The sequence below is a fragment of the Escherichia sp. 20412-1 genome (assembly GCF_003027595.1).
Taxonomy (GTDB): domain Bacteria; phylum Pseudomonadota; class Gammaproteobacteria; order Enterobacterales; family Enterobacteriaceae; genus Escherichia; species Escherichia marmotae.
On the sequence record NZ_PYQM01000026.1, the window covers coordinates 36,317 to 59,386 of the forward strand.

A 23,070-nucleotide genomic window follows, 5' to 3' on the forward strand; every position below is an offset into this window, starting at 1 on the left:
GCTTATGGAAAAAAATAGTCTGTTTAGTCAGCGCATCCGTTTGCGCCACCTTCATACATTCGTAGCTGTCGCACAACAAGGAACTTTGGGGCGCGCGGCTGAAACCCTTAATCTGAGCCAACCTGCGCTCTCTAAGACACTGAATGAACTGGAGCAATTGACGGGCGCTCGCTTATTTGACCGTGGACGTCAGGGCGCACAACTTACCTTACCCGGCGAGCAATTTTTAACCCATGCAGTCAGAGTGCTTGACGCCATCAACACCGCTGGTCAGGCGCTTAATCGTAAAGAAGGACTTAACAATGATGTTGTAAGAGTTGGTGCATTACCTACTGCTGCGCTGGGGATCTTGCCTTCCGTTATCGGTCAGTTTCATCAACAACAAAAAGAGACCACTCTGCAAGTCGCCACCATGAGTAACACCATGATTCTGGCCGGATTAAAAACAGGAGAAATCGATATCGGTGTTGGCCGGATGTCAGATCCTGAACTGATGACCGGGCTTAATTATGAATTGCTGTTTCTCGAATCACTGAAACTGGTTGTCCGGCCTAATCACCCACTCCTGCAGGAAAACGTGACGCTAAGTCGGGTACTGGAATGGCCTGTTGTCGTATCACCGGAAGGCACTGCACCACGCCAACATTCAGATGCGCTAGTACAGAGCCAGGGTTGTAAAATTCCTTCGGGTTGTATCGAAACGCTTTCAGCCTCTCTTTCACGTCAGCTTACGGTTGAATATGACTATGTATGGTTTGTCCCTTCTGGCGCAGTAAAAGACGATCTGCGTCATGCCACGCTGGTGGCGCTGCCTGTTTCGGGACAGGGTGCTGGCGAACCTATTGGAATACTAACACGCGTAGATGCGACGCTCTCTTCCGGCTGTCAGCTAATGATTAACGCCATTCGGAAATCAATGCCGTTCTGAAAGGTAAAGGGATCTTGAGATCCCTTCTTTAATCTTTTCACGCCGTTACCAGACTAACTGAATCCCCCGCCACTCGTTGAGCTGCCGGCGCAGATTGTTTCGTCAGACGGAATACATCTACCGCTTCAGTTAATCGCGCCGCCTGCTCTTCAAGGGATACCGCCGCCGCAGAAGCCTCTTCCACCAGTGAGGCATTCTGTTGCGTCACTTTATCCATTTCAGAAATCGCCTGACTGACTTGCGTTATGCCCCTGCTTTGCTCATCCGACGCAGCAGCTATTTCCTGCATGATATGCGTGACGCTCGCCACAGCGTCCATTATGGCACTCATGGTTTTCCCTGCTGTCGTCACCTCATTAGCTCCTTGCCCAATTAATCTGACTGATTCACTGATCAGGCCTTCAATTTCTTTCGCTGCCTGAGCGCTACGGCTGGCGAGTGTACGCACTTCACTGGCAACGACAGCAAATCCGCGCCCTTGCTCACCGGCCCGCGCGGCTTCAACGGCTGCATTGAGCGCCAGAATATTTGTCTGGAAGGCAATACTGTTGATCACGGCGGTAATTTCAGAAATTTTCTTTGAACTGCTGGAGATATCCCCCATCGTTTTCACCACGCCGGAGACCGTCTGCCCACCATCGCTGGCTTTAATGGAAGCCTCTTGCGCCAGACGGCTTGCGTAGTGGGCATTATCCGCATTCTGTTTGACTGTCACAGTGAGTTGCTCCATGCTGGCAGCGGTTTGTTCAATCGCCGCGGCCTGTTCTTCAGTGCGCGAAGAAAGGTCGGCATTGCCAGCGGAAATTTCGCTGGTGCCGCGATAAATCTCCTCCGCCCCCTGACGTACCGTCCCGACAGTCATCACCAGCGAATGCTGCATTTGCTGCAAATGACGACTTAAACGGCCAATTTCACTGCGCCCAGAAGGTTCGTCAGCCATTGTCAGATTGCCGCTGGCAATTTGTTCAATGCGTTGCGCAGCATGCTGCAGAGGTCGAATCACTATCCGACGCAAAACCATAAAGGTCATCAGCGTCATGACCAGGGCAAGCACAAACGCACCAATCATAAACATCACCCCCAGTCGAGTGCGCTGATGCGCCTGCTCCGTCAGATGATTTGCTCTGGCGCTACGTATTTCAACAGCGTTGTTTAAAATCTGGCTATAAACATTATCCAGCACTCGGATCTGCTCACTTTCATGATTAATAATCGCTTCGAACATGCCATTTTTGGCATATTTCAACATGGGTTGCAGACCTGTTATATAAGCCTGAAAACGTTGATTTAATTCAGCATCCAGAGCTTCATCATCACGTGTTTTCACACGGCGATTCTGGTAAGCGCGATAACCTTGCTGCGACTATTTAATCTGCAATTCTGCTTGTGCAATATTTTTTTTCATCTCTTCCATTTCTGCGATCCGACTCGCCGCCCCGGCCTGAATCATATTGATTCGGGCTGAACGCAAAAAATCAGAGCTATTTGCTAACCCCGTGCGAATCTGGATCTCGGCGGTGACATCTCGCTGATCGCGGTCAGCCTGCCAGAGAAAATATCCAGCCAGGGCTGAACTCAAAGCAAAAAGAAATAATATGCCGCCAAGAATGCAGGCAAATAACGGAACCAATCTGATGTGATGTAAAAAGCCAGAGCGGTGTGAGGATGTTGTATTCATGACCGTGGTCTCTCTTCCAGGTTTACTCCCGATAGAGGGTCATCGGCAATTGACGGTAATTGCTTACTGCCAAAAACCTGTTCATATCACATTTTTACAACAATTATTGCGATGAGAGATTATTACCGCCGGAATGAAGAAACCGGGAATCAGAAGGACGAAGGCCCCGATCGATAATGCTATCAACCGAGGCCAACGAATGAACCACACAATTCGGATGTTAGCCTCTTACCCGCCATCCGGCAAAGAGAAAGGCTATGAAGCGCCCCCTGGTGGCATGTCTGCTCATTATTTGTTTCACAATACTGGCATTCACACTCCTGACCCGACAAACGCTCTATGAACTGCGGTTCCGGGACGGTGAAAAGGAGGTGGCAGCCTCATGGCCTGCACGCCCATGTAAGGGCAGCGCAGGGAGTTTTCCCCGCGTATCTGGCTGGCAGGTTCATTTCCTCATGGCACCCCTTTTTACTTTTCAGTTAGTGCACGTTTTTTTCGATGCGCTGATAGAACCATCGTTACAGACAAATTTGCCGCCAGCAGTGCAGTGAGAGATCCCCCCTTTCGAACCGGAACAAGGTTTTCGCCCTGCATCAGCATAAAAAGACATCAGTAATCCTATCAGTAAAATAAATGACAACTTCTTCATATAACCTCCATGGTTTGCCGAATCTTATGTTCGGTACAAAAGTTATACGCCGGACAGTTTTTATTTCACTTAGGGAGATCAAAGATTGGATTGGGGGAAATTGAGTAACGCTCTTAATAGAAAGATAATTTGATTAAATATTGGCCAGGCAAACATATAAACACGAATTCTGGTTTTATTTGTCATACAAATAAATATAATAGGTGCTTCCGATGTAGACCCGTATTCTTCGCCTGTACCACGGGTCTGGTTTAGTACAGGCGTTTTCTTTTACTGTTGTCAGGAACGCTTACGCGGCATCATGCGCAGAAGCGTATTGTCCTTCCAGAAATAGTGGTGCGCCAATGCAGCAGCGGCATGCAACCCAATAACGAAATACCCCAGATTTGCCAGCGTTTCATGCCACGATTTTAAGGTATCTACCAGATCGAAATTGGCCTCTGATGCATGAGGCATCATCACACCAAACGCAAACCACGGATTGCCACGGTTATACATCATCACCATGCCAATTATCGGCAGTGCGATAAACAGCAAGTAAATGACCAGATGCCCGAGATGCGCAAGCCCCGTCATCATTGGCTTTGGTTTAGGCACAATTGGTGGCGTTGGATATTTCAGTCTTAGCACGAGACGAAGCGCCATCAGTACGAAAATCGAAATGCCACAGGAAACATGGATCATGTTGATAACCGGTCGATCGGCTCGCGGGAAAAATCCACGAAACTCCATCGCACAGTAAGCTGCGATAACCAGTAAAAAGACCAGCCAGTGAATACCGATTTGTAACTTTGAGTATTTATTTTCCATAACATTTCCTGATTTAAAACAATTTATTGTTAACATAACCAGCTTTTCTCAAAATTTCATTAAATATTGTTCACCCATTTTCAGTAGGTTACGTTTCACTGCGAGAATGTAGATTGCTCATCCCACCATCCTGGTCTAAGCCTGGAAAGGATTAATTTTCATCCACGAGTTCCTGACAGGAGAAAACCATGAGTAAAGTTGGTATTAACGGTTTTGGTCGTATCGGTCGACTGGTATTGCGTCGATTACTGGAGGTCAAAAGCAATATAGACGTTGTCGCCATTAATGATCTCACATCCCCGAAAATTCTCGCCTACTTGCTAAAACACGATTCAAACTACGGCCCGTTCCCCTGGAGCGTTGATTTCACTGAAGATTCACTTATTGTCGATGGCAAAAGTATTGCGGTTTACGCCGAAAAAGAGGCGAAAAATATTCCGTGGAAAGCGAAAGGTGCAGAAATCATTGTTGAATGTACCGGCTTTTATACATCCGCAGAGAAATCGCAGGCACATCTGGATGCTGGCGCGAAGAAGGTGTTAATTTCCGCCCCTGCCGGTGAAATGAAAACCATCGTTTATAACGTCAATGACAACACGCTGGATGGCAACGACACCATTGTTTCCGTGGCGTCCTGCACCACCAACTGTCTTGCGCCGATGGCCAAAGCACTCCATGACAATTTTGGAATAGAAGTCGGCACGATGACGACGATTCATGCCTATACCGGCACCCAGTCACTGGTGGATGGTCCGCGTGGTAAAGATCTACGCGCTTCACGTGCGGCGGCAGAAAATATTATTCCCCATACAACGGGCGCAGCAAAAGCTATTGGTCTGGTGATCCCGGAACTGAGCGGTAAACTGAAAGGCCATGCACAGCGTGTACCGGTAAAAACGGGTTCTGTCACCGAGTTGGTGTCTATTCTCGGTAAAAAAGTGACTGCCGAAGAAGTGAACAATGCACTTAAAAAGGCGACAAACAATAACGAATCATTTGGTTATACCGATGAAGAAATAGTCTCTTCCGATATCATTGGTAGCCATTTTGGTTCGGTGTTTGATGCCACCCAAACGGAAATTACCGCCGTGGGCGATTTGCAACTGGTAAAAACAGTCGCCTGGTACGACAACGAATATGGCTTTGTCACCCAGCTTATTCGCACCCTGGAAAAATTCGCCAAACTCTGACAGATACAGGCGGAGGAAAATGCCTCCGCCTGTTTCACACATTACGACTGTAAATAAACGACCTGGGTTTGCAGGTATTCATGCAAACCATGTTTACCATCCGCACCGCCAATACCCGACTTACGCCATCCGGCGTGGAAACCTTGCATCGCTTCAAAGTTTTCACGATTGATGTAGGTTTCACCGAACTTCAACCCTTTGATGGCTTTCATCGCGACGTTCAGATTTTGAGTATAAATCGACGAGGTCAGGCCGTAATCGCTGTCGTTAGCCATGGCGATAGCGTGTTCCAGCGTATCGAAAGCGACAACAGGCAGCACCGGGCCAAAGGTTTCTTCGTGCATAATTGACATTTCCTGGCGAACATCCAGCAATATTGTCGGCGGATAATAGTACCCTTTCCCCGCTACCGCTTTGCCACCAAGCGCCACTCTCGCGCCCTCTTCTACAGCACGAGCCACTTTCTGCTCAACCTTTTCCAACGCCGCGGCGTTAATCAACGGCCCCATTGCAATGTCGTTGCGTTCAGAAGGATTGCCAAACTGCACCGCCTGCATCGCTTCACCAAGTCGGTTAACAAACTGATCATAAATGCCTTTCTGTACATAAACACGTTCAGCACAGTTGCACACTTGCCCACTATTAATGACTCGTGAATCAACGATGGCTTTGACTGCCAGTTCAATATCAGCGTCATCCATCACAATAGCGGGCGCTTTGCCGCCCAGTTCCAGACACACTTTGGTGATATTTTTCGCCGCAGTTGCCATGATTTTCTCCCCGGCGGCGACGCTGCCCGTCATACTGACCATTGCGACCTTCAGGTTACCCGCCAGTTCCTGACCCACTGTTTCACCGCGCCCCAGCACAAGGTTAAACACGCCGCGTGGAAGGCCAATTTCATCGACGATTTTGGCGAAAGCAATTGCGTTATTTGGTGTAAATTCGCTCGGTTTAATGACGATGGTATTGCCGGTGAGCAGAGCGGGTGCCATTTTGCGGGCAATCAGGAAGAACGGGAAATTCCACGGCAGAATACCGGTGGTCACGCCAAGCGCACGTTTAAAGAGAAGAATATTCTCTCCCGGGCGATCGCTTTGAATAATCTCACCCTCGTAGCGCCGCGCCCACTCCGCCATATAATCAATATAGTCCGCCGTGAAAGCCACTTCGACTTCAGCCAGTTGCTGGACTTTGCCCCCTTCCTCGACAATCAGTGCACTGATTTCACTGGCGCGTTCGCGGATCCCGGCAGCGATTTTGCGTAACCAACTGGCGCGCTCAATGGCAGGCAATGCTTCCCATTCTGGTTGGGCGCGTTCTGCAGCATCGATTGCCTTACGGGCATCCTCAGCCTGGCCATCAGGAATACGGGAAATAACCGTCTCTGTTGCAGGGTTTACAACATCAATCCATGCATCTCCATGCCAGGTAACAAACTGTCCATCGATATACATAGGATGTTGAACGGGTACTGACATGGGCGACTCCTGTGATTATTGTGTTTTTATTTGGTAAATGCATTGTTAATAAACATCAATCATTGCGGAAACGGCATCGTGGAAGGACGAATCTGTGAAGGGCTTCATAAAAACAGGCGTGAAAGGAATAAAAGGCAGAAGTAAAAGTAAAGAATCATGCCCGTTTGCCAACGGTTTTTCACAAACGGGCAATTTTTAACGTAGCGAACGACTTTCCATCGCTTCAATAAGTACAGCGTCGTGTTTCAGCGTCTGCCATGCCTGGGCGACTTCTACAGGAAAATCAACGTGAACGATAAAATCACGTCCGCGGGGGCCATAACCGTCGCTATCATCACGCAAACGTGGTAGCTCACCAGTAAGTAGCGATAAATAACGTTCAACTGGCCATAATCCTTCCAGTTGATTAACAAATGCGACACTGTCTGCGTTATTCCCCACTTGTGGTACGAATCCTGGATAACTTAACCAGCGAGGTGCATCGGGATTATCAGCAGTAATACGGCGGAACGTCGCCATCGTGCGCCGCTGCATGGTGGGATCCTGCACAACGATAGCCGTGTGAATGCGCTCTGTGGCCTGATTCAATAACGCGACGCTGAAGCGGGCGTTTTCACCGCAGTTCGTTGACTGGTCTTCAATCCAGATTTTTTCATGGGGAATATGCCAGAACTGATGGGCAATATCTGCAAGGATGGTGGCTTCTGCCCTGCCCGTGGTACGAATGATGTTGTAATGTGGATGCTGTGCGACAGCACTATATAAAAAGGTTGTCGAGTGACCGATACCACCGCTGATCAGTAATGGAATTTGCTGATCGCGGGCAATCTTGCATGCAGCGTCGATAGTGGGAATAACCGCGTTACCTGCGAGGATCACGCAATCAGCCTGATACGGCACCTCACCAGAGAAATCATCCTGCGCCAGCCATCGACCAATAACGTTTATGGCATCTATAGTTGTCGCTGAAAGCGTCGGAAACGGGTTAATGTTCATGGTCCCTCCTTCTCGTTCCCTTAAGAATACTGCGTGAGATAATAATGAGAAGCGGAGCACTCTGAAAGGAAGACGTTGTATTTTCCCTATCCTCCTTCGTAAGCCTGATATTTGTTTTACTCATACTGTATTTGAGGAAAGACTATTGATAAAAATTCAGCAAAATCGTTCAATGTTGCGATAGAGTGAATCCTTCAGATCTTATAAAGAAAAAACCCGGCAGCACACGCTTACCGGGTTTTAGATTCATCAGCCAAATAACAGCCGTTAACCGCTAATCTGCTCCATCGCCTGCAAAATACGCTTATCCGATATCGGATACGGCGTACCAAGTTGTTGGGCGAAGTAACTGACGCGCAGTTCTTCAATCATCCAACGGATCTCTTTCACGTCTTCATCCTCACGACGCGCTGGCGGCAGTTTGTTGAACCATTGTTGCCATGCCTGCTGGACGTTTTCGACTTTCAGCATTTGGGCACGGTCACGATGCGGATCAACCGCCAGTTTTTCCAGGCGTTTTTCAATCGCCTGCAAATAGCGCAGCGTATCGCCCAGCCGTTTGAAGCCGTTACCGGTGACAAAACCGCGATACACCAGACCGCCCATTTGTGCTTTGATGTCAGAAAGCCCCAGCGCCATCGTCATATCAACACGCCCTTTCAGACGTTTGTTGATGTTGAACACTGCCGTGAGGATTTGCTCGACCTGCTTCGCAATATCCACCACGGTATCGTTCAGTTCGGCACGCACTTTTTCATGTAGCGCAGTAAAACCCTCTTCCGTCCAGACCGGGCCACCGTTGGCGTCGATTAATTTATCCACACCGCAGGAGATACAGTCATCGATCAGCTCCAGCACTTTGCCATACGGGTTAAAGTACAGCCCCAGCTTGGCTTTATTCGGCAACTTCTCATGCAGATATTTGATCGGTGAAGGAATATTCAGCAACAGTAGACGGCGCAGACCGTTCCACATTGCTTGCTTCTGCTCCAGTGGATTATCAAACAATTTGATCGCCACGCTGTCACGTTCATCCACCAGCGCAGGCCACGCTTTCACTTTGTAATTGCCGCGCTTCTGCTCGTAGCTTTCCGGCAATTGACCAAAGCTCCAGATATGCAGGCCGCTCTGCTCGATACCGTCATCAGCGACCGCAGACAGTGTTTCCTGCACTTTGCCTTTCAGCGCCTCTTTCAGTTCCTGTAATGAGCGCCCTTCTTTCAACTTCTTGTTTTTGTCGTCCACCACGCGGAAAGTAATTTTCAGGTGATCGGGCACCTGATCCCAGTGCCAGTCTTCGCGGTCAACGGTAACGCCGGTCATGCGGCGCAATTCACGTTCAAGACTGTCGAGCAACGGTAGTTCCAGTGGCGTCACGCGGCCTAAAAACGCTTCGGCGTAGTTTGGCGCAGGCACAAAATTACGACGTACCGGTTTTGGCAGCGATTTAATCAGCGCAATCACCAGTTCACGACGTAATCCAGGAATTTGCCATTCAAAGCCGCGCTCTTCCACCTGGTTGAGCAACGGCAGCGGAATATGCACGGTCACGCCATCAGCGTCCGCACCTGGCTCAAACTGATAACTTAAACGCAGCTTGAGATTGCCCTGATGCCAGAAGTTCGGGTAATCCAGCTTGCTGATTTTTTCCGCACCTTCTTTGATCAACATGCTCTTTTCAAAGTTGAGCAAATCAGGCGTTTCGCGGCTAACCTTTTTCCACCAGTTGTCGAAGTGGCGCGAAGAGATCACATCATGGCTAATGCGCTGGTCGTAAAATTCAAACAGCGTCTCGTCATCTACCAGAATATCGCGACGACGTGATTTGTGTTCCAGCTCTTCCACTTCTGCCCGCAGTTTCAGGTTTTCACGGAAGAAAGCGTGACGTGTCTGCCAGTCACCTTCTACAAGTGCATGGCGGATAAAGAGTTCACGGCACAACGCAGGATCAATCTGGCTGTAGTTAACCTTACGCGCGGCGACAATCGGCAACCCATAAACGGTGACTTTTTCCGTCGCCATCACTGCGCCCTGCGCCCGTTCCCAGTGCGGTTCACTGTAGGTGCGTTTGATCAAATGTTGGGCAACCGGCTCTACCCATTCCGGATCGATGCGTGCCGCAATGCGCCCCCACAGGCGGCTGGTTTCTACCAGTTCCGCCACCATCACCCACTTTGGCGGCTTTTTGAATAAACCAGAACCAGGGAAGATAGAGAAACGCGCGTTACGTGCGCCGGTATATTCCTGTTTATCCGCATCTTTCATGCCGATATGTGAAAGCAAACCGGTCAGTAATGCGATATGAATTTCGCGATACTCCGCCGGTTCACTGTTTACCGGAATGCCGAGTTCTTTCACCACCTGGCGCAACTGAGTGTAGATGTCCTGCCATTCGCGCACGCGCAGATAGTTGAGATATTCAGTGCGGCACAAGCGACGGAAGGCGTTTGAAGAGAGCGCCTTTTGCTGCTCACCGAGATAATTCCACAAATTCACAAACGCCAGGAAGTCGGACTCTTTATCGTGGAAACGACGATGTTTTTCATCCGATGCCTGTTGTTTGTCCATCGGGCGTTCACGAGGGTCCTGAATGGAGAGCGCGGAAGTGATAATCATCGCTTCCCTTACACAGCCATGTTTCTGCGCTTCCAGCACCATGCGTGCCAGACGCGGGTCAACCGGTAACTGTGATAACTGACGACCAAGTGGTGTCAGTTTATATGCGGTTTGCTGTTCGTCGGTGGTGATTGCACCTAACTCCTCCAGCAGGCGCACACCATCCTGAATATTGCGTTTATCCGGCGCTTCAACAAACGGAAACGCAGCGATATCGCCCAGCCCCAGTGCGGTCATCTGTAAGATAACCGACGCCAGGTTGGTACGCAGAATTTCCGGATCGGTAAACTCCGGACGAGAAAGGAAATCGTCTTCCGAATAAAGACGAATACAGATCCCTTCTGATACGCGTCCGCAACGGCCTTTACGCTGATTGGCTGAAGCCTGCGAAATTGGCTCAATCGGTAGACGCTGCACTTTGGTGCGATAGCTGTAGCGGCTGATGCGCGCCGTACCTGGGTCGATCACGTATTTAATACCCGGCACAGTCAGCGAGGTTTCCGCGACGTTAGTCGCCAGCACAATGCGCCGCCCGCTGTGTGACTGGAAGACGCGATTTTGTTCGCTGTTTGAAAGCCGCGCATAAAGCGGCAATATTTCCGTATGGCGTAAGTTCAGCTTGTTCAGCGCATCGGCGGTATCGCGAATTTCCCGCTCGCCGCTCATAAAGATCAAAATGTCGCCGGGGCTTTCCTGGCTCAATTCGTCTACGGCATCGAAAATCGCCTGTAACTGGTCGCGCTCGGTATCATCCGCTTCTTCAACTATTGGTCGATAACGCACTTCTACCGGATAAGTTCGACCCGAAACTTCGATAATCGGCGCATTGTTAAAGTGGCGAGAGAAGCGTTCCGGATCGATGGTCGCGGAAGTGATGATGACTTTCAGATCCGGGCGACGTGGCAACAGCTCTTTCAAATAACCGAGCAGGAAATCAATGTTCAGGCTGCGTTCGTGCGCTTCGTCAATGATGATGGTGTCGTACTGCATCAGCAGGCGATCCTGCTGGATTTCCGCCAGCAGAATACCGTCGGTCATCAGCTTGACCATCGTGTTATCACTGACGTGATCGCTGAAACGGACTTTATAACCGATGCAGCCACCCGGTTCGGTCTGCAACTCTTCCGCAATACGGTTCGCCACGGTACGGGCTGCCAGTCGACGAGGCTGGGTATGGCCAATCAGCCCTTTAATCCCGCGCCCCAGTTCCATACAGATTTTCGGCAACTGCGTCGTTTTACCGGAACCTGTTTCTCCGGCGACAATCACCACCTGGTGGTCACGGATTGCTTCGAGAATGTCCTGTTTTTTCTGGCTAACCGGCAAATTGTCCGGATAAGTAATCTCCGGACGCGCCGCTTCACGTAGCAGGACTTTCCCTGCCGCCTGGTCAATTTCTTTTGCCATCTCCTGGAAAATGGCCTGTTGTGCATCAGGATTTTTAACCTTCTTCACCCCATGCAGACGGCGGGAAAAACGCAGTCTGTCACGCAGCATTAACGAATCCAACCGCTGCTGTAAGGCGTTAAAGGTCAATTTTTGTTGTTCTGTCATAACGTTAAAGGGCAGCGTTGTGCCTGATTAATTTTCTTTTAAATGATAGATATAGAGTACCACATCGCGGCTTTTTATGTGTTGTTCAATAAATTCGAACATAGACTTCGATATATTGCGCTATCTCTGTGGCAGGATTGTGAATAAAGTGTCAACAAGCAACAGGGCATCGCCCATTCAAACATCTATAAGGAAACACCATGAGCAAGGTATTAGTTCTTAAATCCAGCATCCTGGCAGGGTACTCTCAGTCTGGTCAGTTGTCTGATTATTTTGTTGAACAGTGGCGTGAAAAGCACACTGCTGATGAAATCACCGTCCGCGACCTGGCTGCAAATCCGGTTCCGGTGCTGGATGGCGAACTGGTTGGTGCTCTGCGTCCGAGTGACGCGCCGCTGACTCCGCGCCAGCAGGAAGCCCTGGCACTGTCTGATGAACTGATTGCCGAGTTGAAAGCGCATGACGTTATCGTGATTGCCGCACCGATGTACAACTTCAACATCTCTACTCAGTTGAAAAACTATTTTGACCTGGTTGCGCGTGCAGGCGTTACTTTCCGCTACACCGAGAACGGTCCTGAAGGTCTGGTAACCGGTAAAAAAGCCATTGTTATTACCAGCCGTGGCGGTATCCATAAGGATGGGCCTACAGACCTGGTGACCCCGTATCTTTCTACGTTCCTTGGCTTTATCGGCATTACTGACGTGAACTTTGTCTTTGCTGAAGGTATCGCTTACGGGCCGGAAATGGCAGCAAAAGCGCAGGCAGACGCTAAAGCGGCAATTGACGCAATTGTTGCAGCATAAGTTTTAAGAAGCCTACCGCGAGTGCGGGAGGCTTTTTTACTTAACTCGCCTTTTTCGCAATACTGTCCAGCGTTGCCAACACATCATCAGGTAGCGCTAATTCCCCTACTGCCATATTCTCCCGTAAATGCGCAACGGAAGACGTCCCCGGGATCAGCAAAATATTCGGTGAACGTTGCAACAGCCACGCCAGCGCCACCTGCATCGGTGTCGCATTAAGACTTGCTGCGACATCAGAGAGCGTGGAGGATTGCAGTGGCGTAAAGCCCCCGAGCGGGAAGAACGGCACATATGCAATGCCATCGCGAGCCAAAGAATCAATTAATTCGTCATCCGCACGATGGGCAATGTTGTATTCGTTTTGCACGCAAACAATTTCTGTAATCTTGCGCGCCTCTGCAACCTGCGTTGGTGTTACGTTGCTCAGGCCAATATGTTTTACCAGCCCTTGTTGTTGCATCTCAGCCAGCACGGTCAGGCTGGCTTCAATCGACCCTTCCGCCGGGCCATGTCCATCGTCAGGCATCACCCGCAGGTTCACCACATCCAGCACGTCCACCCCCAGATTTCGCAGGTTATCGTGCACCGCTTTTTTCAGTTCTGCTGGAGAGAATGCCGGCAACCAGGAGGCGTCCTCACCGCGGCGAGCGCCAATTTTGGTGACGATAGTCAGGTCATCGGAATAAGGATGTAACGCTTCGCGGATAATCTGATTGGTAACGTGTGGACCATAAAAGTCGCTGGTATCAATGTGATTGACGCCCAATGCCAGTGCCTCACGCAGCACGGTAATCGCGACATGGCGATCTTTCGGTGGGCCGAATACACCAGGTCCTGCCAGTTGCATCGCGCCGTAACCGAGACGGTTAACGGATTTTGTACCGAGAGTAAATGTGTTGCTGCTCATAACACCCTGCCCTGTAATAAAGCGGATTAAGAAAAATCAGTATAGAAATGAACGGAAAGTGAATAAATGACTATTGAATGCGGATGCGTAAAAACGAGCGCCAACAAGCAAAAACAGCGCCGCAATCAGTCTGGCGGAGGTCTGTAGGTATAATTTGTACCGTTTTGAACGGTAACTGATCTTTCTGAATACGAAATTAATTACCGCTGCTTTACGTTTTTTATTTTTGCAGCCATTTCCCATTAATCCCCTGCACATATTCTCCCGGTTTAGCGCGAGCGACCAGTTTCTGCCCTGCCAGTTTTGCAATCTCCTCAGTTGAGACATTATTTTGTCTGGCCAGTTGCTGATAACTCAGCGCACGAGCTTTATTAATATCGTTTACCAATGCCTGCGTTTCGTCATCCGTTTTCAGTGCCATCAGATAACCATTAAATGTTTCGCCTACCCGCCCCTGACTTCTGGCTTCATTCAGGGTTAACGCCATCGCACTGCTGCTCATCAGGCAAACAGTCCACACCATTATCAGTAATGTTCTTTTCATCATTACCTCAAAAAAGATCGCTACGGGTTTTGAGCAAGTCTTCAACGTCCTTATCTGCTTTTATGATGATCTCATGCTCAATTTTAACGTTCATATTAATGGTGATTGGCTCTTTCGGCGCAGCCACTTCAATGCGCGGCGTGCAACCAAGCAACATAAAAGAGGACGCGAACGCGGTTATCATTATTTTCATTATTTTTCCTCACACTCATTTCCTGATGGGCAACCCGTTTTCGGGAGTCGGGCATTCTGTTCCAGCCACGCCTGGAGATTATCGCCAAAGCGTAAGCTGCGCCATAACGTAAAAATATTCTCTTCGTGGCTGTAATTAAGATTCACCGTGCCCGTTTTACCATCAACCCGGCTATTACCGCTGATCGTTGCCTGCATGGTTAACACACCGAGATTATCCAGATTAATTTTTGTCGATGAACGGCTAATTTCCATATAGCGCAACCAGTTGATTGCAGTCCCTGCGGTCATATTGTCTTTTGCTACTGCATCCGCCGTGTCTTTATCCAGGCGCAAGGTCATGGGGCCTGCGTTTGCCAGCCAGCCATCTTTCACAATCCATTTTTCATTATTAAGCCATAGCGGCAATGCCCCACTGAATGCCCCTGACATAGCGAATTGCTTTGGATTGATGGCGCTAACCAGTTCACTGGAAGAGAGATTATTCAGCCGTAACAGCGCCGGATCGTGCTGCGGCATACGTAATTGTTTCATCAGCACGTTACCACCTAAAACATCAACACTCACATCAGTCAGTAGCAAGGGTTCGTCTTCGGTCCACGGATAACGCCCCTGAAGATCGGCAGTAATATTTTTTGCCGTCACCAGGTTAACCACTTCAGCAATACGTAATGACACAGGTCGCCGCGTTCCCAGGTGCCACGCACCGTCGGCAAAACGGAACGGTAGTACAAAGTCGACACCGTTGACCTGGTTATCTGGCATCCACGCGCTGCCACCTTTCAACACGCCATGCCCCCCTGCACGAAAGCCCTGCTCAGGCGCGGCAGAAAACGCCACCTGGGCATACAGTTCACCATCGCGTAGATTCATCTTCCAGTCTGGCGGGATCAGCGGCTGGAATACGGTCAGCGATTGTTTAGGCCACCAGGCATTGCCGCGCAGGCGAATACCGTCCCAGCGGCCATTCACCCGTACCGGGCCAATCTCACCAGCATGTAAATCCCCTTTGAAGAGGAAATACGTCGGATCGCGTCCATCGACACTAAATTTTAAGGTTGATGGCGGTAACACACTACCGCCTGTGAAAAGCGTTTGTCCTGCATCCAGCGAAAGCGCACCACTAAAAGACGGATTCTGGGCGTCGCGCACCCAGATAACGGGTTTATCAAGAATTAAGCGCGGCGTTTCTACTGTCATCGTGCCATATTGCAACTGATCGAACCCGGTCGAGAGGTCGGTAAGCGTAATCGTGCTGTCATGCCACTCACCTTTTCCTGCGACATCCCAGGTGGCATTCATCGGGGTAAAACTGCCTTTGCCCCAGTAACGCCACTGCCAACGCCCTGCATCCGGGAGAAAATCATTCGCCTGACCATCCATATGCAGCACAAAGTCGCCCAGTTCATTTTCATGGGCCTGCAAAATGGCCTGCAAGCGACCGTCAACACCACGCTGAGTGACTTTTACCCCCGCTAAAGGCCAGCGAATTTCATCGATGTCCAGTGAATCGATGATTCTTCCCTTTGAACGTAATAACGCGCCTGGTTCAAAGGCCAGCGTTGGGTCAGTCAGACTTCCGCTTAGCTGTGCCGGTAAGCGGGCATACAGAATGAGATCAGCCTGTTTTGCTTCACCGGTCAGTTGCAGTGGCATCTGACTGTTATCCATGCTCAATTTTCCTGGGCCAAAATTAAGCACCGCATTGCCTTTCCCTGCTTGCCCCTGGGTCAGCACACTCAGGCGTCCACTGACCAACGCGTTCTCAAGCCCGGCCTGCCAGTTCTCGACTTTAACACCCAATCGCCCACTCAGGGGAAAACCTTCATACGGCCAGCTCCAGCGACCATCGCTGACCGTCAATTGCTGACGGGTAATTTGCCACGGCAAATCGAGCAATGGATCGCCGTTATCCCGTGTCATCACAAGCAATTGCCCGCTATTTTCCTGCCACTCCAGTTCAGCATCCACCAGTGACGGTTCCTGTGGCAAGTTCAAGGTCGCGGTAGCATGGCCACTGACAGGAAGCCCATCCGGCACCAGCGGCATGGTAAATTCCCCTACCAGTTTTACCGGCGGCTGATTTTCAAACGCGGCGACATCCAGTTCGCTGACTGTAAGTTGTTGCCCTTTAAGCTGGCCTTGAAATTTAACTTTTTCGCCCTGATAACGCAGTTGCTGGATATCAGAGGTCAACGAGAGAGAGAGTTTTCCCTGCCATTCCTGCCAGGGCGAAAGGATCAGTTTATCAATATTGATCCAGGTGTTAGGCAGCATGGATTGCCACTGCGCAAGGGTTTTCGGCGCTGCCGGAGAGGGCTCTTCCTGTGGCAATTTTGCCAGGCAAGCAGAGTCAAGCTCCACTGTGCCAACGTTCAATAACCAGCGGCTGGGATGTGAAAGGCTGGCATTGGTGATATGCGCCAACTGGCAATCCGCCACCAGATAACGGAGATCGGGAATAATTAAACCTTTACGCGTGATGCGCGGGCTTTCATCTAATGCAATGCGTGTACCGAGCGGCAGCCAGATACCCGCCAGCGTAGGAACCCACAGCCCGAGCGTCATCAGCAGCGTTAAGGGCACAAGAATAATCAGTAATAACAGCGCGAGAACGGCTTTATATTTACCCAACATGGGTAGTTAATATCCTGATTTAGCGAAAAATTAAGCATTCAATACCGGTATTGTGGCATGTTTAACCGTTCAGTTGAAGGTTGCGCCTACACTAAGCATAGTTGTTGATGGATTTTTCAATATCACCACAGCTTTCAATTATATTTTAATTTTTGTAAAATATTTTTAGTAGCTTAAACGTGATTCAACATCACTGGAGAAAGTCTTATGAAACTCGCCGTATATAGCACAAAACAGTACGACAAGAAGTACCTGCAACAGGTGAACGAGTCCTTTGGCTTTGAGCTGGAATTTTTTGACTTTCTGCTGACAGAAAAAACCGCCAAAACCGCCAATGGCTGCGAAGCGGTATGTATTTTCGTAAATGATGACGGCAGCCGCCCGGTGCTGGAAGAACTGAAAAAGCACGGCGTTAAATATATCGCCCTGCGCTGTGCCGGTTTCAACAACGTTGACCTCGACGCGGCAAAAGAGCTGGGGCTGAAAGTAGTCCGTGTTCCAGCCTACGATCCGGAAGCCGTCGCTGAACACGCTATCGGTATGATGATGACGTTGAACCGCCGTATTCACCGCGCGTATCAGCGTACCCGTGACGCCAACTTCTCTCTGGAAGGCCTGACTGGCTTTACCATGTATGGCAAAACGGCAGGTGTTATCGGCACCGGTAAAATCGGCGTAGCGATGCTGCGTATTCTGAAAGGTTTCGGTATGCGTCTGCTGGCGTTCGATCCATACCCAAGTGCGGCGGCGCTGGAGCTCGGCGTGGAATATGTCGATCTGCCGACCCTGTTCTCTGAATCAGACGTTATCTCCCTGCACTGCCCGCTGACGCCGGAGAACTACCACCTGCTGAATGAGGCGGCGTTTGATCAGATGAAAAACGGCGTAATGATCGTCAACACCAGTCGTGGCGCATTGATTGATTCCCAGGCGGCAATTGAAGCGCTGAAAAACCAGAAAATTGGCTCGCTGGGGATGGACGTGTATGAGAACGAACGCGATCTGTTCTTTGAAGATAAATCCAACGATGTGATTCAGGATGACGTGTTCCGTCGTCTGTCTGCCTGCCATAACGTACTGTTTACCGGGCACCAGGCTTTCCTGACGGCAGAAGCTCTGACCAGTATTTCCCAGACTACGCTGCAAAACTTGAGCAATCTGGAAAAAGGCGAATCCTGCCCGAACGAACTGGTTTAAACATGCAGCTCCCCTGCAAATCAGGGGAGCTTATTCAGATAATCCCCAAAGATCTTTCATCCACTATTCTTACAATAAGTTTTGTTGAACGGATAAGATGCCCCAGCGTTGCATCCGGCAATCAGCACCTGATTTATACCTTAAATTGAGAACTAAAATGAAGAAAGTTGCCGCGCTAGTCGCACTAAGCCTGCTGATGGCGGGATGTGTAAGTAATGACAAAATTGCTGTAACGCCAGAACAGTTACAGCATCACCGGTTTGTACTGGAAAGTGTTAACGGTCAACCTGTTGCCAGCGATAAAAACCCGCCAGAAATCAGCTTTGGGGAAAAGATGATGATTTCCGGCAACATGTGTAACCGCTTTAGCGGAGAGGGTAAACTTTCGGGCGGAGAACTGAAAGTTAAAGGACTGGCAATGACCCGCATGATGTGTGCCAACCCACAGCTTAACGAACTCGATCACACCATCAGCGAAATGCTGAAAGAAGGTGCGCAGGTAGATCTGACCGCCAACCAGTTGACGCTGGCAACCGCGAAACAGACATTAACTTATAAACTGGCAGATTTGGTCAATTAGTAGCTGCCACAGCTTCCGGCGGCAAGCGACTGTTCGCTGCAGCGTTTGCCGTTAGGTAATGCACACATCCCAATAGCCGTTCCGTCAAGTTGACGGGCAACGGATAGCGAACCACCAATCATTGCGCAATTTGCTTCACCGCTACTGGACATGGACGCTTTTAAACCAGGCGCCACATGCGCCGCGGTTGCCTGCTGAACAGGTTCACTACTACACGCAGACAACAATAAAGCGGCACACCCTACCCACAACGCTGCTCGCATCTTTACTTCCTCTAATCTTTAAGCCAAACGACACCGCCCTAAATAATAGGCAGCCCAGGCGGTTACGTCGAGAACTACTATGTGTGTTGCAACGCATTGTTACTTTTTTATCGCTATTTTTTGCCCGGTGCTTGATCGAAACATTCATTATGCGGATATGGGGGACACAAAAGCGAAAATGCAACAGAAAGCCATTTGCTAAAATTGAGAGATAACTACTGGGCACGCAGCTTTTTCGTGTGCCCCTCATTTGCGCAATGTAAGGGTGTCGTATGATCACAATTGACGGTAATGGCGCGGTAGCTTCGGTGGCATTTCGCACCAGTGAAGTTATCGCCATCTACCCTATTACCCCGAGTTCCACGATGGCAGAACAGGCTGATGCCTGGGCCGGAAACGGCTTGAAAAACGTGTGGGGAGATACACCTCGCGTAGTTGAAATGCAGTCCGAAGCTGGCGCTATCGCGACTGTGCATGGCGCTTTGCAAACGGGCGCACTCTCTACATCGTTTACATCATCGCAGGGTTTGTTGCTGATGATTCCGACATTGTACAAACTGGCGGGCGAACTGACACCGTTTGTACTGCATGTGGCGGCGCGAACCGTCGCTACTCATGCGCTCTCTATTTTTGGTGATCATTCAGATGTGATGGCGGTGCGCCAGACCGGTTGCGCCATGTTGTGTGCGGCAAACGTTCAGGAAGCGCAAGATTTCGCCCTCATTTCGCAAATCGCGACACTAAAAAGCCGTGTGCCATTTATTCATTTCTTTGATGGTTTCCGTACTTCCCACGAGATCAACAAAATCGTTCCACTGGCCGACGACACTATTCTTGAACTGATACCGCAGGCAGAAATTGATGCTCATCGCGCCCGTGCGCTGAATCCGGAACATCCGGTGATCCGCGGTACATCCGCCAATCCTGACACTTACTTCCAGTCTCGTGAAGCAACTAACCCATGGTACAACGCAGTTTACGACCATGTTGAACAGGCAATGAATGATTTCGCCGCCGCTACGGGTCGTCAGTATCAGCCTTTTGAGTATTACGGTCATCCACAGGCAGAACGGGTGATAATCCTGATGGGTTCTGCTATTGGCACCTGTGAAGAAGTGGTAGACGAATTGCTGACCCGTGGCGAAAAAGTTGGGGTGCTGAAAGTTCGACTATATCGTCCGTTTTCCGCCAAACACTTACTACAAGCACTACCGGAGTCCGTACGCAGCGTAGCGGTGTTGGATCGCACCAAAGAGCCGGGTGCCCAGGCAGAACCACTCTATTTGGATGTGATGACCGCGCTGGCAGAAGCCTTTAATAATGGCGAGCGTGAGGCATTGCCTCGCGTCATTGGTGGGCGCTATGGTCTGTCTTCCAAAGAGTTTGGCCCGGACTGTGTGCTGGCAGTATTTGCCGAACTTAACACAGCCAAACCAAAACCACGATTTACCGTGGGTATTTATGATGATGTGACCAATCTGTCACTGCCATTGCCAGAAAATACCCTGCCAAACTCCGCGAAGCTGGAAGCCCTGTTTTACGGTCTGGGCAGTGACGGCAGCGTTTCCGCGACCAAAAACAATATCAAGATTATCGGTAATTCCACCCCGTGGTATGCACAGGGGTATTTTGTATACGATTCCAAAAAGGCCGGTGGTCTGACAGTTTCTCACCTGCGTGTGAGCGAGCATCCAATTCGATCCGCGTATCTGATTTCACAAGCTGACTTTGTTGGCTGCCACCAGTTGCAGTTTATCGACAAATATCAGATGGCAGAACGCCTGAAACCTGGCGGTATTTTCCTGCTTAATACTCCGTACAGTGCAGAAGAAGTCTGGTCGCGGCTGCCGCAAGAAGTTCAGGCGGTGTTGAATCAGAAGAAAGCTCGCTTTTATGTGATTAATGCAGCGAAAATTGCCCGTGAATGTGGACTGGCAGCGCGCATTAACACCGTAATGCAGATGGCCTTTTTCCACCTGACGCAAATTCTGCCTGGCGACAGTGCCCTGGCTGAATTGCAGGGCGCAATTGCCAAAAGCTACAGCAGCAAAGGTCAGGATCTGGTGGAACGCAACTGGCAGGCACTGGCGCTGGCGCGTGAATCCGTGGAAGAAGTCCCGTTGCAACCGGTAAATCCGCACAGTGCGAATCGGCCACCGGTGGTTTCCGATGCAGCGCCTGATTTCGTTAAAACCGTCACCGCTGCAATGCTCGCCGGACTTGGCGATGCCCTCCCCGTTTCGGCGCTACCACCAGACGGCACATGGCCAATGGGCACAACGCGTTGGGAAAAACGCAATATTGCCGAAGAGATCCCCATCTGGAAAGAGGAACTCTGTACCCAATGTAACCACTGTGTCGCCGCCTGCCCACACTCCGCTATTCGCGCAAAAGTGGTTCCGCCGGAAGCAATGGAAAACGCCCCTGCCAGCCTGCATTCGCTGGATGTGAAATCGCGCGATATGCGCGGGCAGAAGTATGTGTTGCAGGTCGCACCGGAAGATTGCACTGGCTGTAATCTGTGCGTTGAAGTTTGCCCGGCGAAAGACCGTCAGGATCCTGATATCAAAGCCATCAATATGATGTCGCGTCTGGAGCATGTGGAAGAAGAGAAAATCAATTATGACTTCTTCCTCAACTTACCAGAAATCGACCGCAGTAAACTGGAACGTATTGATATTCGTACATCGCAATTGATCACACCGCTGTTTGAATATTCTGGTGCTTGTTCCGGTTGTGGCGAGACGCCGTATATCAAATTGCTTACTCAACTCTATGGCGATCGAATGTTGATCGCTAACGCCACCGGATGTTCGTCGATTTATGGCGGTAACCTGCCATCCACACCGTATACCACTGATGCAAACGGTCGTGGTCCGGCCTGGGCGAACTCACTGTTTGAAGATAATGCCGAATTTGGCCTGGGCTTCCGCCTGACGGTCGATCAGCATCGTGTCCGTGTTTTGCGTCTGCTGGATCAGTTTGCCGATAAAATCCCGGCGGAGTTACTGGCAGCGTTGAAATCAGATGCCACGCCAGAGGTTCGTCGCGAACAGGTTGCCGCGTTGCGCCAGCAACTAAAGGATATCGCTGAAGCTCATGAACTGCTGCGCGACGCTGATGCGCTGGTGGAAAAATCAATATGGCTGATTGGTGGCGACGGCTGGGCTTACGATATCGGCTTCGGTGGTTTGGATCATGTATTAAGTCTGACGGAAAACGTCAACATTCTGGTACTGGATACGCAATGCTATTCCAATACCGGCGGTCAGGCGTCGAAAGCAACCCCTCTTGGTGCAGTAACGAAGTTTGGTGAACACGGCAAACGCAAAGCGCGTAAAGACCTCGGTGTCAGTATGATGATGTACGGTCATGTTTATGTGGCGCAGATTTCTCTCGGTGCGCAACTGAACCAGACAGTGAAAGCGATTCAGGAAGCGGAAGCGTATCCAGGGCCGTCACTGATCATTGCTTACAGTCCATGTGAAGAGCACGGTTATGACCTGGCATTGAGTCACGACCAGATGCGCCAACTCACCGCAACCGGCTTCTGGCCGCTGTATCGCTTTGATCCACGTCGTGCCGATGAAGGCAAACTGCCACTGGCGCTGGATTCACGTCCACCATCAGAGGCTCTGGAAGAAACATTGCTCCATGAACAACGTTTCCGCCGTCTGAATTCGCAACAGCCAGAAGTGGCGGAACAGTTATGGAAAGATGCCGCAGCCGATCTGCAAAAACGCTATGATTTCCTCGCGCAAATGGCGGGGAAAACGGATAAAAGTGGCACCGAGTAGAGTAACAGGGTAAGGATTATCCTGAACAAAAAAAAGCCCGAATGAAAGTTCGGGCTTGTCTTTTTATTTGTTGGGAAATAAGTAATCGTAGCAATGCCCCAACAGAAAATAATATCTGTGACTAGACTAGCCCCCAGAATCTCCAGACAACCAATATCACTTAAATAAGTGATAGTCTTAATACTAGTTTTTAGACTAGTCATTGGAGAACAGATGATTGATGTCTTAGGACCGGAGAAACGCAG

General features: G+C 50.0%; 17 protein-coding genes and 2 pseudogenes. 8 read left to right on the top strand and 11 right to left on the bottom strand.

From position 1 onward, the window contains the following. The first annotated feature begins 4 nt into the window (after nucleotides 1-4). On the top strand, nucleotides 5-928 hold the full coding sequence (locus C7B16_RS16670) for a LysR substrate-binding domain-containing protein (protein WP_000414559.1): 924 nt from the start codon (nucleotides 5-7) through the stop codon (nucleotides 926-928). 37 nt (nucleotides 929-965) lie between these two features. Here C7B16_RS16670 and C7B16_RS16675 read toward each other — a convergent pair. Beyond that, a pseudogene (locus tag C7B16_RS16675) lies at nucleotides 966-2,606 on the bottom strand (methyl-accepting chemotaxis protein). Nucleotides 2,607-2,805: 199 nt separating this feature from the next. On the opposite strand from C7B16_RS16675, the gene C7B16_RS25815 reads away from it, so the two are divergent. Together C7B16_RS25815 and C7B16_RS24825 are read left to right on the top strand one after the other, a co-directional pair. Continuing rightward, a complete protein-coding gene (locus C7B16_RS25815; protein WP_375122091.1) occupies nucleotides 2,806-2,949 on the top strand; it encodes a hypothetical protein in 144 nt (47 codons plus the stop codon). After that, nucleotides 2,897-3,009 (top strand): annotated as a pseudogene (locus C7B16_RS24825) (Hok/Gef family protein). The gene C7B16_RS25815 and the pseudogene C7B16_RS24825 overlap by 53 nt, the downstream one beginning before the upstream one ends. A 72-nt stretch (nucleotides 3,010-3,081) precedes the next feature. Here C7B16_RS24825 and C7B16_RS16685 read toward each other — a convergent pair. Then, entirely contained in the window at nucleotides 3,082-3,255 is a 174-nt protein-coding gene (locus C7B16_RS16685; protein WP_000736410.1) for a hypothetical protein, read from the bottom strand. A gap of 279 nt (nucleotides 3,256-3,534) precedes the next feature. After that, entirely contained in the window at nucleotides 3,535-4,065 is a 531-nt protein-coding gene (cybB, locus tag C7B16_RS16690) for a cytochrome b561 (RefSeq protein ID WP_107179921.1), read from the bottom strand. A 188-nt stretch (nucleotides 4,066-4,253) separates the two neighbouring features. On the opposite strand from cybB, the gene gap reads away from it, so the two are divergent. Beyond that, nucleotides 4,254-5,255, top strand: coding sequence for a type I glyceraldehyde-3-phosphate dehydrogenase (gap, locus tag C7B16_RS16695; protein WP_000048676.1), 1,002 nt, complete (start codon nucleotides 4,254-4,256; stop codon nucleotides 5,253-5,255). A 41-nt stretch (nucleotides 5,256-5,296) separates the two neighbouring features. Here gap and aldA read toward each other — a convergent pair whose 3' ends face one another. The 3 genes from aldA to hrpA all read right to left on the bottom strand — a co-directional run bounded on the left by aldA (nucleotide 5,297) and on the right by hrpA (nucleotide 11,902). Next, nucleotides 5,297-6,736 (bottom strand): aldehyde dehydrogenase, encoded by a 1,440-nt coding sequence (gene aldA, locus C7B16_RS16700; protein ID WP_107179922.1) that lies wholly within the window; start codon nucleotides 6,734-6,736, stop codon nucleotides 5,297-5,299. A 195-nt stretch (nucleotides 6,737-6,931) separates the two neighbouring features. Next, nucleotides 6,932-7,732 carry a DUF218 domain-containing protein YdcF gene (gene ydcF / locus C7B16_RS16705; protein ID WP_107179923.1) on the bottom strand — a complete coding sequence of 267 codons (801 nt, stop codon included), beginning with the start codon at nucleotides 7,730-7,732 and terminating at the stop codon, nucleotides 6,932-6,934. 267 nt (nucleotides 7,733-7,999) lie between these two features. Next, nucleotides 8,000-11,902 (bottom strand): ATP-dependent RNA helicase HrpA, encoded by a 3,903-nt coding sequence (gene hrpA / locus C7B16_RS16710; protein WP_024214572.1) that lies wholly within the window; start codon nucleotides 11,900-11,902, stop codon nucleotides 8,000-8,002. A 200-nt stretch (nucleotides 11,903-12,102) separates the two neighbouring features. Between hrpA and azoR the strand changes: the two genes are divergently transcribed. Beyond that, the gene (azoR, locus tag C7B16_RS16715; RefSeq protein WP_000048921.1) at nucleotides 12,103-12,708 is read left to right on the top strand and encodes an FMN-dependent NADH-azoreductase; all 606 of its coding nucleotides are present in this window, start codon (nucleotides 12,103-12,105) and stop codon (nucleotides 12,706-12,708) included. 40 nt (nucleotides 12,709-12,748) lie between these two features. Here the strand turns inward: azoR and C7B16_RS16720 are convergent, their stop codons facing one another. From C7B16_RS16720 to C7B16_RS16740, 4 genes are all read right to left on the bottom strand, one after another. Then, nucleotides 12,749-13,615 carry an aldo/keto reductase family oxidoreductase gene (locus C7B16_RS16720; RefSeq protein WP_001516434.1) on the bottom strand — a complete coding sequence of 289 codons (867 nt, stop codon included), beginning with the start codon at nucleotides 13,613-13,615 and terminating at the stop codon, nucleotides 12,749-12,751. A gap of 220 nt (nucleotides 13,616-13,835) precedes the next feature. Further along, complete coding sequence (locus C7B16_RS16730) at nucleotides 13,836-14,159, bottom strand: YdbL family protein (protein ID WP_000831645.1); 324 nt, start codon at nucleotides 14,157-14,159, stop codon at nucleotides 13,836-13,838. Nucleotides 14,160-14,166: 7 nt separating this feature from the next. Beyond that, a complete protein-coding gene (locus C7B16_RS16735) occupies nucleotides 14,167-14,352 on the bottom strand; it encodes a YnbE family lipoprotein (RefSeq protein ID WP_000699961.1) in 186 nt (61 codons plus the stop codon). After that, the gene (locus C7B16_RS16740; RefSeq protein ID WP_105224575.1) at nucleotides 14,352-16,988 is read right to left on the bottom strand and encodes a YdbH family protein; all 2,637 of its coding nucleotides are present in this window, start codon (nucleotides 16,986-16,988) and stop codon (nucleotides 14,352-14,354) included. The genes C7B16_RS16735 and C7B16_RS16740 overlap by 1 nt, the downstream gene beginning before the upstream one ends. 207 nt (nucleotides 16,989-17,195) lie before the next feature. Here C7B16_RS16740 and ldhA point away from each other — a divergent pair, with 207 nt between their 5' ends. Together ldhA and hslJ are read left to right on the top strand one after the other, a co-directional pair. Beyond that, nucleotides 17,196-18,185 carry a D-lactate dehydrogenase gene (gene ldhA / locus C7B16_RS16745; RefSeq protein WP_000762228.1) on the top strand — a complete coding sequence of 330 codons (990 nt, stop codon included), beginning with the start codon at nucleotides 17,196-17,198 and terminating at the stop codon, nucleotides 18,183-18,185. 157 nt (nucleotides 18,186-18,342) lie between these two features. Beyond that, nucleotides 18,343-18,765, top strand: coding sequence for a heat shock protein HslJ (gene hslJ / locus C7B16_RS16750; RefSeq protein WP_001516437.1), 423 nt, complete (start codon nucleotides 18,343-18,345; stop codon nucleotides 18,763-18,765). Here the strand turns inward: hslJ and C7B16_RS16755 are convergent. Next, a complete protein-coding gene (locus C7B16_RS16755) occupies nucleotides 18,762-19,028 on the bottom strand; it encodes a DUF333 domain-containing protein (protein WP_001200698.1) in 267 nt (88 codons plus the stop codon). The genes hslJ and C7B16_RS16755 overlap by 4 nt on opposite strands. A gap of 272 nt (nucleotides 19,029-19,300) precedes the next feature. Here C7B16_RS16755 and nifJ point away from each other — a divergent pair, with 272 nt between their 5' ends. Continuing rightward, entirely contained in the window at nucleotides 19,301-22,825 is a 3,525-nt protein-coding gene (nifJ, locus tag C7B16_RS16760) for a pyruvate:ferredoxin (flavodoxin) oxidoreductase (RefSeq protein ID WP_000628247.1), read from the top strand. Nucleotides 22,826-23,070 lie beyond the last annotated feature (245 nt).